Origin of the sequence: Okeania sp. SIO2C9 (assembly GCF_010672455.1) — a bacterium.
In the GTDB taxonomy this organism is placed as follows: Bacteria; Cyanobacteriota; Cyanobacteriia; order Cyanobacteriales; family Microcoleaceae; genus Okeania.
Map to the genome: position 1 here is coordinate 1 of NZ_JAAHGO010000082.1, position 16,736 is coordinate 16,736.

9 protein-coding genes, 4 pseudogenes and 1 riboswitch are annotated in these 16,736 nt (G+C 38.8%); of the genes and pseudogenes, 7 read left to right on the forward strand and 6 right to left on the reverse strand.

Annotated elements, in window-relative coordinates:
- Positions 1-1,047 precede the first annotated feature (1,047 nt).
- Positions 1,048-2,460: a hypothetical protein gene (locus F6K23_RS33870; protein WP_293164563.1), complete on the forward strand. Its 1,413-nt coding sequence runs from the start codon at positions 1,048-1,050 to the stop codon at positions 2,458-2,460.
- Between the two features lie 144 nt (positions 2,461-2,604).
- On the opposite strand, the pseudogene F6K23_RS43025 reads toward F6K23_RS33870, so the two are convergent.
- The 4 genes and pseudogenes from F6K23_RS43025 to F6K23_RS33890 all read right to left on the reverse strand — a co-directional run.
- Positions 2,605-2,760: pseudogene (locus F6K23_RS43025) on the reverse strand (zinc ribbon domain-containing protein); the annotation flags it as partial.
- Positions 2,761-3,220: 460 nt separating this feature from the next.
- Positions 3,221-3,616, reverse strand: coding sequence for a transposase (locus F6K23_RS33880; protein ID WP_293164564.1), 396 nt, complete (start codon positions 3,614-3,616; stop codon positions 3,221-3,223).
- A pseudogene (locus F6K23_RS33885) lies at positions 3,582-4,152 on the reverse strand (reverse transcriptase N-terminal domain-containing protein); the annotation flags it as partial. The pseudogene F6K23_RS33885 and the gene F6K23_RS33880, both read right to left, overlap by 35 nt.
- Before the next feature lie 920 nt (positions 4,153-5,072).
- Positions 5,073-5,348, reverse strand: a pseudogene (locus F6K23_RS33890) (transposase); the annotation flags it as partial.
- A gap of 188 nt (positions 5,349-5,536) precedes the next feature.
- Here F6K23_RS33890 and F6K23_RS33895 point away from each other — a divergent pair.
- From F6K23_RS33895 to F6K23_RS33920, 6 genes are all read left to right on the forward strand, one after another.
- Positions 5,537-5,728: a hypothetical protein gene (locus F6K23_RS33895; RefSeq protein WP_293164565.1), complete on the forward strand. Its 192-nt coding sequence runs from the start codon at positions 5,537-5,539 to the stop codon at positions 5,726-5,728.
- Between the two features lie 60 nt (positions 5,729-5,788).
- Positions 5,789-6,496, forward strand: a complete 708-nt coding sequence (locus F6K23_RS33900; protein WP_293164566.1) for an SDR family oxidoreductase — start codon at positions 5,789-5,791, stop codon at positions 6,494-6,496.
- A 249-nt stretch (positions 6,497-6,745) separates the two neighbouring features.
- A complete protein-coding gene (gene hppD / locus F6K23_RS33905; protein ID WP_293164568.1) occupies positions 6,746-7,807 on the forward strand; it encodes a 4-hydroxyphenylpyruvate dioxygenase in 1,062 nt (353 codons plus the stop codon).
- Between the two features lie 284 nt (positions 7,808-8,091).
- Positions 8,092-8,291, forward strand: a riboswitch (Glutamine riboswitch).
- A 546-nt stretch (positions 8,292-8,837) separates the two neighbouring features.
- A complete protein-coding gene (locus F6K23_RS33910) occupies positions 8,838-8,951 on the forward strand; it encodes a helix-turn-helix domain-containing protein (protein WP_293164570.1) in 114 nt (37 codons plus the stop codon).
- A gap of 482 nt (positions 8,952-9,433) precedes the next feature.
- Positions 9,434-9,601 carry a DUF924 family protein gene (locus F6K23_RS33915; RefSeq protein ID WP_293164572.1) on the forward strand — a complete coding sequence of 56 codons (168 nt, stop codon included), beginning with the start codon at positions 9,434-9,436 and terminating at the stop codon, positions 9,599-9,601.
- Between the two features lie 42 nt (positions 9,602-9,643).
- Positions 9,644-10,867 (forward strand): hypothetical protein, encoded by a 1,224-nt coding sequence (locus tag F6K23_RS33920; protein WP_293164574.1) that lies wholly within the window; start codon positions 9,644-9,646, stop codon positions 10,865-10,867.
- Positions 10,868-10,972: 105 nt separating this feature from the next.
- On the opposite strand, the pseudogene F6K23_RS33925 reads toward F6K23_RS33920, so the two are convergent.
- Together F6K23_RS33925 and F6K23_RS33930 are read right to left on the reverse strand one after the other, a co-directional pair.
- Positions 10,973-11,651: pseudogene (locus F6K23_RS33925) on the reverse strand (transposase).
- A 902-nt stretch (positions 11,652-12,553) separates the two neighbouring features.
- A complete protein-coding gene (locus F6K23_RS33930; protein ID WP_293164576.1) occupies positions 12,554-15,232 on the reverse strand; it encodes a DUF3536 domain-containing protein in 2,679 nt (892 codons plus the stop codon).
- Positions 15,233-16,736 lie beyond the last annotated feature (1,504 nt).

Genomic DNA, 16,736 nt, shown 5'->3' on the forward strand with positions numbered 1-16,736 from the left:
ATTTTGAATCCGTTCCCATTAGTCCCATACGCAAGCCATAAGGTCTAGTCATTTAGAGCAGTCCTTTTTTATGATTGGTGTAGTTATTCTTCATCAGCATACTATACTCTTAATGTCAACCTCCTTATGGGAAGCGAGGGTGTTGTAGTTCACCCAGTTCGGGTAACACCGACAAAATAAGGGTATGTCTTATGTGACTATATTTTTATGAACTATTTACTCCATAACATAAATGGACTGTGGCCATATGAAAATGGATTGTCAAACTATTAGGGATCTCCGATCTCAACTTTGGTTGAAGACCCGTTATCTCCTGAGGGTGGGAGCAGAGGGATGAGAAAACTAATCAATGCTGCGGTTTTCTTAATAGTATGTTAGAATTAATAAGGGAGCAGGGCTAGCAGTTTCTAGGGAAGCCGTCAGATTGGTGAGGTACTGTGGAGCGCGTCTTTAGACGAGAAAAGGTTCGTCCTTGGAGGCATGTGCTATGTTAGGGTACCTCCTCTGTCAAGAGGAAGCAAAAAGCTCCTACCACCGATGTTAGAGAATTCCAGGTTGTAGCTTAAGCGCAACGTCGGGAGTATGTCAAATGATTGATATATGTATATTAGAGAACAGGCAACAGGCAATAAGGAACAACGATGCAACCCCGCGTCGGTGGCAGACGAAAGCTGTCGGAAACAGGGGTTTTCCTAGGGCAAAGCTCCGCTAAAAGCTAGGGCACAAGTACGTTAACGGCTATTATGTAACAGAATAGCTAAAGCTTTTCATGTCGCCGATAGCCGAAACCCCGATATTAAAAGCGGATGAGCTCTGCACTTTTCGGGTTTCCTGTGCCTCTAGTCCCGAGGGGAAGCCATGAGAATGCCGACCAAGAGACGGCACGCGCAGCAACAGAGGCAACAATGGGAAAAACATTTCCCTATCTCAGGTCGATTGTCAGTCTATGTCCTAACCAACTCATTCTTTGCTATAGGTCTCAAAATGGTAGATCCAAGCTAATTGTGAATCATCCAAAATTGAGTGACCATTAATTGCTTATGGGCTATGTCAGATAATTCTGGTTTGCTGATGACTAATAATGCTACTGCTATTAAGGCCATCAGCAATTATATTTACCAAACGATTGTTTCCATTCAACAAGAAAATCCAAAATGGATAAATGCAAAGTACAGGAGCACTCCTTGGCATCATTCCAAGTATCAATCTACTTTGATTAATAAGTTGACAAAAGGGCTTTCTTATGCTGTTGTCAAGGATGATTTACAACTTAAAGTTACAAATTATCTTCAAATTATTCTGACTCCCGAGTTTATTAATTCCGACCGATATAATGCTTTAATATCTCAGATAGATAGACTCATTTATCCAGAAATAAATATCATTTCATCAGACAAAATTACTAACTCTCAGATTCCTGATTTCTCTACAAATGGAGCTAAGTTAGTCGAGTCTGGTATGGCGATTTTATTGTTAGATGTAGAAAATTTACACCTCGATCTTGAAACAGAAAAAATTCTTGTAGATATCTGCAATTATCCGATTCAAATTAAGGTTGCTTTTGCTAATTGGCGTAGTATGGGAAAAAAAGATGAAGAATTTCATCAACGTGGTTATCAATTAATTCATGTTCCTCCTGGCAAAGATAGTGCTGATTTGAAAATGGCAACTGTCGGTGCTTCTATTTTTGTCAATTATCCCACAGCTAAAGAAGTTTTAGTTTGTTCTTCCGATCGAGGATTAACTCATCTGGGTACGACTCTTCAATCTCATGGATTAACTGTGTATCAAGTACGGAAATATAAAAACCAAATTACTGTTTTAAATAGTCAAACTGGCGAATCACAAGTATATGCGACTTCGGTTCCAGATATTCCTACCGTTGACACATTTATTATTCAATTACAAGAGTTAATCCGAGCTGAATCAGAAAAAATCGGACTGCAATGGATTAAATTTTCGAGAATTTCTGCCTTGTATAAAGAAACTTATAAACTGAATCTTAAAGATGTAGTTTTAAATCACTTTCCTGACCAAAAGTCCAGACAAATATTTGTCAATTTTCCAGCTTATTTTGCAATTCATCAACCGTCGGAAAAATCCCAAACTTATGTCAGCATTTTTAATTTGTTTAAACCGGAAAAAAAAATTTTAAATCCTCCCACAAATAATCAGATTGAAGTCTCTGACAATATTACGGATATTGCCGAGATTACTTCTCAAGAAGTCATGGAAAAAGTATTAGTAAAAATTGTGACTAACTTAACTGATGGATCTCCAGATAATTATGTTCCTATTTCTAATCTCGGCAGTGAGTTTAATCGGTTATATGGTAGACCAATTACCAAAACTATTAAGCGGTTTCAACCAAGTAAAAAGTTTCCCAAATATTTGGAGCTGTGTACTTCGCTGAAGTTGCATCAATCTCAGGAAGGTCGTTGGTTCGTAAGCTTGAGTTGACACTCCCCACTCTCAAGAGATGGGGATTCTTGGCTCAATGACTCACCATTACCTAGTAGGATATCTCCAACACTCGCCAGAGGGCGTGTCTCCCCAAGCGTAAGTTCCGGTGTGCCCCACCGTACATAGTGCTTTTTGTAGGATGTTTCTTGCAGCATTTACATCTCTACCTGCTTCATACCCACAGTGAGGACAAACATGGGTTCTTACAGACAGAGACTTTTTGACAACTTCCCCACAGTTAGAAAAATTCTGACTTGTATAGTTAGGTGGTACTGCTACTGTAGCCTTGCCATACTTAAAACCAAAATAGGCGTTGGTGATTTGAGGTATGATGTCATGTCCTGATAAGAGAGCGAGCAAAGAACTTTCTCCTTCTACTCCTCTTTCTTCCCTCCTGACTCCTGACTCCTGACTCCTGACTCCTAAGTGATTAAGATTAATATCATACACGCGCTTCAGCAACGCCCCAAAATATTCTAGCCAAAGTCGAAAAGTTGATCAACCAACATCATTGATTGATTGTAGGGGCGAACAGCCGTTTGCTGGCGCATAACTATCGTTAACGCCCCTACGAGCCTTCGATTTCTTACCATACCTTTTACATTCAAATCTGCCTTCGGCACGCCGCTCCGCGTCTACATAAGCTATCAAATCGTTAGATTGAACTACGCAATATGCAAAGAGAGTTGCATATTCTTTACGTTGCCTACTTACTCTCAAATGCTTCCGGGCATATCTATTTCTAGCTTTATGGTAGTTATGTGACTGCGGCGCATGCGCCTTTGTTGTACTTTTTAGATTTCTGCCTATTAGCTCGGTTTAACTGCTTTTCAGACTTTCTGTAAAACTGAGGGTTTTCTATAGTCTTGCCATTACTCAATGCCAAGAAATATTTAATTCCTACATCTAAACCTACTGCTTTTCCTATTGTTTGAGACTCAATTTTTAAATCTATTTGAATAGCAAATTGAGCATAATAACCATCGGCACGTTTAACTAACCTTACTCGTTTGATTTGGTTCAATTGATAGTAATTTAAATCGTTAGTACCTTTTAATTTCAAAGTACCTATATCTTTCTTGTCTGAAAAAGTAATTGCTTTTCTATTCTCTGACAGTGTTAATTTTGTCGAAGCATTGAGCGATGTCGGCATCTAACACGAATTTCGGTTTATACCTAATCGCGTTGAATATTGCTCCGATTGCGTCGTGACATGACCTTCCGGGTCGGAATCCGTAGCTATTTGGCTCGAATTTGGCCTCCCATTCTGGCTCTAAGGCAGCTTTTACTAGAGCTTGGGCTGCTCTATCGTACATTGTGGGTATTCCTAAAGGGCGTTTTTCTTTTCTTCCAGGCTTGGGAATCCAAACCCTTCTTGTTGGTTTTGCCTTTTGGTTTAACCTCAGTCGGTTTACAAGTTCCAGCCTTTGTTTTGGGGTTAAACTTTTTACCCCATCTACTCCTGCTGTTTTCTTACCCTGGTTATCCTGAGTTACCCGTCGCACGGCTAGTACCTTAGCCGACCAAGAATTAATCAAGGTATGCATGAAGCCTGCGAACTGCTCGAATATCTCCAGGTTGAGAGGCTTGGAATATGCGCTTTTGTAGCTTGAAAACTACTCGTTCAACTTTATGCCAGGGAATATTTTTCCATTCCACAGTCGTCGATTTTAACTCTGTATTAGACATATTTACTACTACTTGTTCCTATTCCTTCCAAACAATCGTGAATCTGTCAGCATATCCTCACTGTTAGATGAGGCTTTGGCTTTTGATTCTATCCCTCCTTGATACATCATCTGGTTAGCTACCTACTCAGGTATCGACCTTCTCTGAGAGATGTATCAAGGTTACTTCGTTCCTAATGACCATTGGTTGAATCTTTAGAGTGATGCTATCCACCGAGGTTAAGGGAAGCGCTTATTGGTCAAGGGTGGAGTTGCCAATTCCCTACCTTTGCCCTTTTGGGACTCAAGGGTGTATCAGCCTTATTTCACTGGTTACAATTAACGATGGTTTTAATCACATCTTCACTTGCGTTACTCATGGATTCTTGCTAAGAGGGATGACAGTTCAGGCTACTATTTACCTCTACTTAACTTCCCCGCTTCATCTTGGCATTTGCTAATTACTAAAGATGGGGGAAGCGCTTTTAACCATTGCGCCTTGGTCGAGGGACTTTCACCCTCATGGTCATTAAGTTGTCAAAAGTTTTGATTCAACCAATACGAAAGGTTGACCTCTTGCTCCTCGTACACTTTGAATTGAATTCTCCATTTTTCAAGGAAACGAATCGCACCCAACCAGAAGTTTTATATTCTACAGAACGACAATGCTTTTTAAATTTTAGATAACCTCTGTTGGTGCGCATTCCGCAAGCGAGCTGTCGTCGTCGCGGGGTCGCACCGCTTTTTTACCCTTAACTTTTTTCTTGCAGTTGTCTTCAACAATTAATAATGAATAATTACCTCTCCATGAATTGAAGAGGATTGACAAATTCATGAAAATTTTTCTTCACAGGAGTCGATTGGATATGGCTCCGAGACCTCGCCATCCCTCGACCGCTTATTATCCCCTAAAAAGGGGAGGCGCATACCCACAATTTTTCGGTAAAATCTAGATATGGCAGACCAAGCTCTTTCCGCAGCCGATTGTCGAGCCATTGAGTTGAGTTCTGAGGCAAATTAAAACTCTTGAACCAATACTTTGCAATATTTATTTAGGTCGTATTTACTCGCACCTTTATTATCCATCCAATATCTCAAACACTTGTTTTGAATGAATTGATATGTCCTAATGGCCTCATCTCTTGCTTGATACTGCTCAGGTTTAGCTTTGAGTTTGAAAACGAAGTTCCTCCTTTGGAGGCACTCGTAAATTATCATTTTGGCTCGACCTACCTTTTATATTTATGCTATACATAATAGCATAATTAGCTCACGAAAATGTCTTGAGAAAATCAGATATTTTCTACAGGCGACTTCAGTCGCCCGGAGAGCTTTTCTATCCATGGGCTGAAGCGACATGGTTTTCAAGAAGAGCGAATTCGCCCAATAAGAGTGCATCTCAATGCGTGAATAAAGCCAAAAATTTATCGCTTTTAGGCAACAGGCAACAGGCAACAGGCAACAGGCAACAGGCAACAGGCAACAGGCAACAGGCAACAGGCAACAGGCAACAGGCAACAGGTAACAGGCAACAGGCAACAGGGAATAGATATGAGATGCACCCTGAAATAAAGTCGAAAATCAAAAGTTATAGATGAAACTTACTGATTATGGCTATATTATAAAAATATATGTAAAGAAATGTAAAGAGAAAGTTAATGCAGGACAAAGTAGTTGTGATTGTGGGTGCTACTGGTGGTATAGGTTCAGTAGTGGCAGAAAAACTGGCAAATTCTGGTGCAAGCTTAGTATTAGCGGCCAGAAATAGCAGTAGATTGGACAATTTAGCCACTCAACTATCTACTACCCAAGTTATTACTGTACCAACAAATATTACCAACCCAGAGGAAGTAGAAACTCTGATGGAAAAAACTTCCAGTCATTTTGGCAAAATTGATGTGTTAATCAATGCAGCAGGAGCAGGTATTCTCAAACAATGGAACAAAATTGAACCTGCTGACCTAGATATTATGCTTGACCTGAATTTGAAAGGTAGCTTCTATACTTGTCAAGCTGCTGCCAATGTAATGAAGGGACAAAAATCAGGCCATATCTGCAATGTTATTGGTATTCTCGGCAAACATTCAATGGCCATGGGCACTGTATATTGTGCTTCTAAGTTTGGTTTGGTGGGTTTGAGTAAATGTATGGCGGATGAGTTACGACGCTATGGTATTAAGGTGACTCTTTTCTATTTCGGAGGAGTGAATACACCTTTCTGGGATAATGTTAGCCTAAAGGTCGATCGCTCAAAAATGCTAAGTTCAGAAACTGCTGCTGATGCAATAATGTTTGCTCTTAATGCAGAACCCCAAGCTGTCCCAATGGAAATTAATATTCAGCCAGACAGTCACTTATTTTTCTAAGGTACGACTTAGGCATGAGGTAGGAAAAACTAAGACTTGAGACTGTTGATCCAATCCTCATTATTTATTAGAAGAGGTAATTATAAATTATAAATTATAAATTCTAAATTATAAATTATAAATTATAAATTCTAAATTATAAATTATAAATTATAAATTATAAATTATAAATTCTAAATTATAAATTCTAAATTATAAATTATAAATTATAAATTCTTGAGGCTCATCAGTAATAATATAAGGTTGGTTATGGAATTCGATCGCATTCACTTCTACGTTGAAAATGCAGTTGAGTCACGAGATTGGTTTGTTGAAAAATTAGGCTTTAAAGCAATAGCTTCCCAAACCACTCAACATACTCATCAGGAAATTATCAACAGAGGTCGAGTATATTTTGCCTTATCTTCTCCCATCACATCAGAAAATTTTGTTGCTGATTTTCTCAGGATACATCCTCCTGGAGTAGGTGATGTCGCTTTTCGGGTTCGAGACCTTGACTCAGTTGTGGCGAGAGCAGCAGCTAATGGAGCAGAAGTTTTGCAACCTATCCAGCAAAACTTACAGGGTTTGAGATGGGCAAAAATTTCTGGATGGGGAGATATAAGTCATACTTTAGTTGAAAAAATTAATGATGTACAAATTTTATATCCTAATTCTCAACTATCTACAGATATTGTAGCTATCGACCATGTGGTTTTGAATGTGGCTGAGGATAATTTACAATCTGCTCTCAACTGGTATAATCAAATTCTAGAATTTCAACCTCAGCAAAATTTTGAAATTCAGACAGATAAATCTGCTTTACGCAGTCAAGTGATGGTTGACCCAGATGGTGGGGTGAAATTTCCTATTAATGAACCTGCATCTGCTAATTCTCAAATTCAAGAATTTTTGGATGCTAATCATGGTGCGGGGATACAACATATTGCTTTACGGACAGAGAATATTTTGGACGTGGTAGGAGATTTGCGATCGCGTAATTTGGGTTTTTTGCGGGTTCCGGCAACATATTACTCTCAGATGCAAACAAAAGCACTAAGTTATTTACCGGAAGTTGACTGGCCAAAAATTCAAAATTATCAAATTTTGCTAGACTGGCAGGAAATGAGACCGGAAGCAATGTTACTGCAAATTTTCACCAAACCCATTTTTCCTCAACCAACTGTATTTTTTGAGTTTATTGAACGCAGGGTTGCTTGGGTGAATGGTAAACAAATGCAAGCTCAAGGTTTTGGTGAAGGAAATTTTCAAGCTTTATTTGAAGCTGTAGAGAGAGAACAAATGAAGCGAGGTAGTTTGAGCAAAAATTAAGAGTATTGGACTGAAGTAGCTTGCTAATTATCCTAATATGGTATTTCAGCTGTGTCAGTCCATCAAGATAGGTAGACAGACAAAATTATTCATATATTAATGCTCAGGTATATTTTCTATTGCTTACTCCCCCATTCCCCATTGCCCATTCCCCACTCCCCACTCCCTACTCCCCTACTTCCCACTCCCTGCTCCCTACTCCCTGCTATAGACTTTTGTAGAAATATTTATTTTGATTGACAGTAGTTCAGTAAGAAGTTAAACTAGATCAAATAACAAAATCAATCGTTCATCTTTCCCAGAGCGTAAATTGGCTAATTGACCAAAAGCTTAAGGAAGACGGAAGTAGGGGCTAGAAATATTAGCTAAAAATAAAAACTTACTTAAATAACTACCTCCAACAAGTTTCTAGAGAGAGCTTCTATACTTGCATGGGTTACTTTGGGTAAGTTCAGCAAAATCATCTATCCCGAAGGAACGTACTACTATTATTTGAGGTAGTTGTAATGATTTCGACTTCATTGATGAGTCTCATCATTTGTTTCTTTGCAGTTTATGTTTATGTCAATACTACTGAAGAGATTGTCAAAATAGTCACAGCAGGGATAGCATTACTTTGTCTATTTTTGAGTATTATTTTTGCTCCTTGGACAATTGTTTTAGTTTTGGTTATATCCTTAGTGTTTTTTCAATTTCCATTGTTGAAATATTAAGGAAGAATACTATGTAGCATCCTAATTTCAATTTCATCAAATACGAAAAAAAATAAACCCACTTCTTGTTTGAGGTGGATTTTTTTGATTTCAGCTAGCAACAGCTTGATAAGTTTTGTATTTGTTACACTAAGGGTTTTTAAGGCGTTGCTGAATACTGGGATGATTTTGGCGCTCCACGGAGACACGGAGACAGGGAGACACGGGGGTTATGGTTTGTGCTCTGGTAACAAAATCATCCCGCAATTATGCAATGCCGTTTTTAACTGTTGGCTATAATCTGGTATAATTGATGATAATCTCTAATTATCTATTTTATGCTACTAGGATTCAAAACTGAGTTGCAATTAAATAATCAGCAAAAAACATTACTGGCTAAACACGCGGGTGTAGCCTGTCATGCAAATAAATTGGGTACTATGGTTGACTAGGAATATCCTTAATTCCCTATTCAAATAATCCTTCAGGTAAACTTAAATTTCCTACTGCAATCGACTTGCATAAACTTTTAGTAGCAATGGTTAAACCTCATAACTATTGGTGTTATATAGAACCCCTAAGCGTATCTTCATAAATATTAAATTTTTCTAGCTAGGAGACAGGAGACAGGAGGGAAGAGGGAAGAGGGAAGAGGGAAGAGGGAAGAGGGAAGAGGGAAGATGTGGGGAGAAATAATACAAAAAATTCAACACTCCTTTTCAGATTTTTCCTCACTCATTGATGCGCGAAAAGACTTGGCTACCATAATTATATAGATCTCAAATGGGTTCTATAGATTTAGATTCTCCGATCTGCCTCAGCTATATATTTATAGCTCTTATCTGCTTTAGTCATTCAGAGAAATAAAGATGTTCAATAGCGTTCACTGAACTTAAGTACCAAGTTTTCTCAAAAAGTGCTGCAACAAGACTAGTTGAATGAAACTACTAAGAAGCAGCTAGCTCAAGTACATTCTGAAGCGAAACAACACTATAATGTTATTCATAAATTTGGGAGATTCCCGCATCGAAATCAACTACTAAATCGAAAATCCAAACTAGAAGAAACTGCTTTTCTTCTACAAAGAAAGAGTTTTACCTAAATGGATGTATAGTCAAAGTTGGAATAAGGAGTGAAAAAAGCGATGCTAAAACATTACTTTCATTACTTTTACCATCGTAATACTAACTCAACAGATGTAAAGAATATCACATATTGTCCGTTCAAAGAAATAATCAATACCTACTGGAAAAAATCTGCTATTAATCGTTCTAAAGGGAGGCATCAAAATCGCCTATTTTATTCAATGTCACCTGTGGGTCATCGTTTTCTGGAAAACATTGATTCAGAGGATCCGCAGTTTCAGTCTATTTCTCTATTAGCAAAACAGTTTTCTAGAGTTCTAGAAAAGAATGGCAAAAGTGGCTTGGAAAACCGTCTCACATCTTACTGGGATTCAAATCCCCCAAAATATCCAGTTTGTTCGTTAAGAGATTGTGCCTTTGGTGCTGTGCTGAATGAGGTTTGGTTCGCATTTTTTGCCAAACCTTGCCCTAAACCTGAAATTTTTATCAAGGCATCCCGTAATATTTTAATGGTTGTAAAAGATTGGGAAACTGTCGATCTAAAGTCAAGAAAACAAGCTATTGCCTTGGTTTTCGACTCTTTCAAAGGAGGTCTCAATTCTCAACTAAACTTCAAAGATTTATTTTCTGATATACATGAAGTCATCTTTGCCTTAATAGTTTCAGCAGTAGATGAACTTAGTGAAGGATTTGCACATACGTTAATTTGTCTATCACAAAATTCTTCCCCACTTCCCTCTAGTGATGATGAATTTACTATAGCAACTTATGAAGCATTGCGCTTATACCCACTCTTCACCATGTCGGTCAGACCAGATATTGAGAATAAATGTTTGCACGCGGTTAATTATGTGAATTATCACAGACGTCAGGATTTGTTTGGTGAAGATGCTCAGGAGTATAACTGGCAACGCTGGCAATATCAAAATTTGCTAGAAAAAACTTTGATTTTCGGAATCGGTGGTAATAGATCGTGTCCGGGACGAAATAGTGCTATGGAGATCATACCGACAATGATTCGTGTGTGGATACAGAAATATAATACCAAAACTCGAATCATACATTCTAGACAGCTACCTTGCGGTGGCTTAGCAATGGTTACACCAATTGATAAAAGTGCTTCTTGGGTTTTATCTTGGTTACATCTGATAGTATGGGTTTATAAACAATCCACCTTTTTTCTAGCTCATAAATGGTGGATCGGGTATAGAAATTTGATTGCCTCTGAAAAGTTGATCGAAGCCGATAGCTATTATAAAACTATTAGTACTCACCTACCTTAGAGCTGATTTATAAAGTAAATATTACAGCGCTTTTCGCTCTTGATGAACCACATCTTCAGAAGCAAAACTTTGTAGGGACGTTCCATGGAACGTCCCTACTGTGGTTTACCCAAATGAAAACCGCTGTAAGCTAGCTAGTCGCCTAACCATAAGGTGAATTAAAGAGCCATAAATCATGGCTTCACTTACATCTGAATACACCTCATAATATGAGCTTAAGCGTCGAAATCTATTTAAGCAACCAAAAGTACGTTCAACAATCCATCTCTTAGGTAGTCGCTCAAAAGTTTGGGAAGTTCTTTTTATTACTTCCACTCTAACGTGATCGCCACAAACTTGTTGAACCGCACTCGCAAAATTCTTACCAGAATAACCCTGATCTACCCAGATAACTTCTAATTTCGACAGTTTCTCTTTCGCTTCATTAAGTACCACGACTGCCCCTAATCGTTCTGAGGCATTTGCTTCAGTAAGCAAAACACCAATTAATAATCCTTGGGAATCTACTACGATGTGACGTTTACGTCCCTTAACTTTCTTTCCACCATCGAAACCGTAGACCGAGCCCTTTTTTCTGTTGTCTTAACTGACGAGGAAGGTCGTGAGGCATCATTTCCCACTGACATCCAGTTCTTTGTACATAAAATATAGCGTTGAAAATTTCTCTGAAATCGACTTGAATAGGATGACCAAACCCTCTAGGTTCTGGTATGAGAGGCTTGAGTATTTCCCACTCTGAGTCACTTAGGTCACTTGGGTATGATTGACGTTGAGGATTTGCGATCGCAGGTTGACGGCTTATTAGTCAGAATATAGATAAACTATAACTAACAATAACACCATTATTTACTTGGACTAAATTTTCTTTATATTCTCTTTATAAATCAGCTCTTACAGAACAAGGTTTTTGGGATTTTTTTAAGTTATAGCAATGTGCGCTGGCATATTTACAAATTACAAGAACTGTCCAATAGCTAAAAGTCTTATGCTATTGCTTACGGAATGCTACGCAAACAGTTTTTTATTCCCCCTGTTGCCTCACAGGAATCAGCATTCCGCAAGCTAGCTGGCGTCGTCGCGGGGTCTGACCGCTGTTGCCTTCCGGAGCTGTTGCCTGCACACAGCGCTATATAAAGCGACAAGTCTATTGTACCCAACTCGTCGTGGTATACCATTTCTCAAAAACTTTTCTACATTTTGTTGAGCAGGGGACTCACCCCTAGCTCCCAGGAGGGGGAGTAGGGGAGTGGGTAGGGACGTTGCATAAGGGCGTCCGTACAGGGAGAAGTAAACATCAGAATAATTAACACAGGACTTACGCAGAGACTCTACTTATGGTGAGAGCGAATGCCATTCCCCCCTACATATGGTGGTTTAAAGGTCAATATGCGTAAGTCCTGTAACATTAACGCGAGCTAAAATTAGCATGCAAAGTGATTTTGGTTGTGGTGATTAGTTGACAACTGAAGTATTGCCCAAGTATAGCAATAATGCATGGGAATTGGTAGTACTCTCCAGTTTTAGCTATAGAGAGGATTTAGGGTTATTTCTTGTCCAAAACTCCCTCCTGATAAGCTTTTGAACCTAACATAACAAAATCAATCGAGATGTTAAGAAAGATGCGACTAATGCACACCTTAGCCGAAAAAGGAGAGAGTTTAGTTCTACTGTGAAAAAGAAACGATATTAATACAATTGATTCAGCCATTGATCGACATCAATGGCCAGCTTCTTACCTAATTGTAATAACTTGCTAATTTGAGGCAATTCCCAAACTTCTCCTACCTCTATACCATTAGTTTGTATTTCAGCATTATTTCGCCTTTGAATATAACCTAAACATAGAGGCACAATATGACTCTCCAAAGATTGGAAATAAATCTCCTGAGCATTAGTTAATGATAAACCGAGATTTAATCGATCGCCTACTTCAAGAATTCGCTCTAAGTTATAGATATCTTCCTCTACATTATGATGTTTATTGTCATGCAAAATATGCCGGAGCGAACTAACTATTAACCTTTCTAAAGCTTCCTTAACTTCCAGGTTGTGGAACCGACATTGCTGTTGACCTACTTCAGTAGCAAGAGCTTCTAAATCAGCCAAATGATTCTGGCTCAATCTTCCATCACTACTTTCCGCTTCTAGCGCCCGTACACTTGTCAATAACTTATGACCTAATGCCACTTCAGCAGCTACCTGTAACTCTTGGGGTACAGGTAAATTATCTCGGTGGAAAGCCATCATTATGCCGTAATTATCTCGGTACACCTGACTATACAATTGATCCAGGCGATTGAGAGTTTCCTGACTAAGTAGCCCCATTATTCGTTGACGTTCCTCTGCAAATAGATCTTTCAAGCTAAATGAACGTTCGCCAAATAACTCACTCATAGTCATAATCACATTTGCTATACTAGCTTCTTGTAAAGCATCAAATAGCTTTTGTTTCAGTTTATCATAAACTATTTGTCCGCTAAAGGGTCGAATACAGCAATGGAAATCCCATCCTCCCAAATGCAGTACAGCAAAAACAAAATTCTTACATTCTAGTGTAATTTCTGAAACTAGCTCTAACTGACCAACTGCTAGGCTTAGATTACCCATGCGTCGCATTTGATAATCATGTTGCTTGGCGTTATAGCAGTAAATTCGCTGTTCGCGAGTATAAGTAGTAAACAAAGAATTAATGGCATAGTGAGCTGCTACTTGCTCTAGGCTAATTTTAGCTGTAGCAACTAATTGTCGATAAACTTCATCACCTGTTTTGAACAACTCTACATTACTGGGGGCAAAAGCAAGTCGCCCGATAAATTCTTTTTCAAGTTCTAGCTGTACTCCTGATACATCGTCTGCTAATTCTATTGCCCGAGAAGCATAGCGCAGAATTTGAGTACCTTCTGGTCGGGATATTTCATCAAAAAACCAGCCACAACTTGTAAACATTAATAGTGAATGTCTTTGCATTTCTAGTAAACGCAAAGCATCTACTTTTTCTACTTCTGTTAAGTTGTGACTTTGATGCTTGAAAAAGAAATTATTAATGTTAGCAATAGAGCGGTCGAGAATTACTTTAACGTATTCATCTCGTGCTGCCCAAACATCGTTGAAGAAGTGACGACCCAAATCTTCGTAAATGTCTACAAATTGATCCCGTAGCCAATTGAGTGAATCTCGCAATGGTCTGCGCCATTTTTGATTCCAGTGGCCTCCACCACCGCAACCACAATCATCTTGCCAACGGTCAACACCATGAGAACAGCTCCAAGCTGTTACTGGTTTTAAAACAACTTCCCAAGTAGGGGAACTAATGCTGAGATAATGAGCAAAGTTGGTTACTGTCCAGTTGCGCTGAGGAAATTCTCCTAAGAAAGCATAGGCAAGACATTTTTCTGTACCACCTTTGTGATGACCGAATGTTTCGCCGTCAGTGGCAACAGAAATTAATTGGGAGGGTCGGTGGTCTCCCCGCACAGCTTGGCCTAATCGCCCGGCAAAGTTATCGGAACTATTCAGGACATCGTTGAAGCCCATATCTCTTGATATTGGACCATCATAGAAGAAGATGTCAATGTATGGAGTTTCTGTGGAGTTCTCGCTGTTATTTGGTAAGAAACAACGATAAGGCCGGGTGGGGTCAATTTGACTGCCACCTACTTCTATCCATTCAGGATTTTCGTTTTCTGAGCTTGGGAAGGGGCGACAACGTTCTGCTTGGGAAGGTGCTAAGATGATAAAACGAATTCCTTCATCGACTAAGACTTCTAGGGTTGGATAGTCGACCGCCGTTTCTGCTAACCACATTCCTTCTGGGTCGCGACCAAACCTGGAGCGAAAGTCTTCTTTACCCCAGCGAATTTGAGTGTATTTATCTCGTTCATTGGCTAGGGGCAAGATGATATGGTTGTATGCTTGGGCGATCGCATTGCCATGTCCATCTAGTCGTTGGCAACTTTTGCGGTCTGCCTCGATAATTTTTTGATAGACTTCCATATCGTGACGCTCTAACCAACTCATTAAGGTTGGACCGATATTAAAGCTCAGATATTCAAAGTTATTGGCGATCCCCACCAATTCTCCTTGTTCGCTTAAGATTCTGGCAAAGGCATTGGGGCGATAGCATTCGTGTAAAATTCGCTCATTCCAGTCATGGTTTGGAGCTGCACTAGGTTGACGTTCGATAGCGTCTAGATAAGGATTTTCTCTTGGTGGTTGATAGAAGTGACCGTGGATAGTTACATAAATTCCTGTAGCGGTGTTAGAAGGTGCTACAGAAGTTGTCTGGTCTTTGGTTGTTTCTGGCAATGATACTTCTACAACAGAGTCATTAAGTTGATTCAATTTCTTCTCAAATGAGGAAACCATGCGATCGCATTCTCCATTTTAAATAATAAATTATTGACTTCGTCTTATACCATTTCTCTGTAACAATGCCCTTAATAATTGTTGCTTATACCTGATTACACTGACTATTCTCATCTTTGATATTAAGTGCAACTTCATGGAGAAATGGAATTAGTTTGACGAAACTGCTAGATCTAGAATTATTTTCAAGCATTGAATATAGTTGTTTAATTCTAAATCTAAGTTTATTTACTTTAACTTCAATTAGATTTCTTACTTTTAGCCATGCTGGGAGAGTAAATGAAAGACAAATCATATAGGACTTACGCAATACAACGTATTTTCGTCATTGCGACCGACAGGGAAGCAATCTCAAATCCTAGTTTTTCGTACCTCATGGGTAAGTCCTGTTATATTCTAGATGCTCTTGATTAGTTGTCCAAGTTTTTTATTTCAACAGCTAATTGAAAATTACAAGATTCTCGCCTTCCTTACATTAATTATAGTAGGTGAGAATTTTGCCTGTAATTATAATTATAGTGTTGAAAATTTCCTTGCAGAGTTAAAAAAAATTTAATAGTTACGTTTGTAATTTCCATTATAAAGTTTAACGTCTAACTTAGTTAAAAAGCAAGACTCTAGTTATAAAACTTAATTTTACTTATAATTTTCTGTACATTAGTAACATTAGTTTTCATCGACGTTTTTCTGGCCTGGATGTATGAAAAGTTGGTAGTGGTGCATAGTGAGGGAGTAGGGGAAGTGTGGGAGTGGGGGAGTAGGAAAGAAACCTAAATACATCCTCTCTCTTGATTAATTGGATTGGATATGTTCAACAATTAATAATGAATAATGAATAATTACCTCTTCTTTTCAAGGAGAGGATTGACTAATAATGAAAAATTTTTTTTATTATCCCCTATCCAAGGGGAGGCGCATACCCACAATTTTTCTGTAAGAAGACCCGAAGAGTGACAGAGCCGCTACCTCTTACAGAGGAGCTGCCTCTTATAGAGGAGCTGCCTCTTACAGAGGAGCTTTCCTATCGGAATGCTGCGCAAACGCTAACGCTAACGCTTTATATGTTGCGGAGCAAAACGCCATCCCACCCTAGGGGAAGCTCCGAAGATCGACCGCTTTCTTTTAATTAGAGTTGAGGTAATAACAGCTGACATCATTAGGTAATTTATCCCCAGTTCAATCAATAGAATTACCGTTGCAGGACTGCTGAAAAATTTTCTATGATAGCAAATATTGAGTTGGTTAGAACATAGAGTAATAATAGACTTGTCGCTTTATAACTTAAAAAAATCCCAAAAACCTTGTTCTGTAAGGATTGTAGCTATTGGATTGCAAAAATGCTTGGAATTATTGCTCTGTCTAGGTTAGAGTGATTTTTTCCCTTTATTTAGCGACAACTCTAATGAAGAGTTGGAATTCGAGAGACTGTTGCCTCACACTAAGCGCGCAACAGTGGTAGCTAGGTTTGCTGCTCGAACACGACCGGGTGCGCCTCGTTCCGACC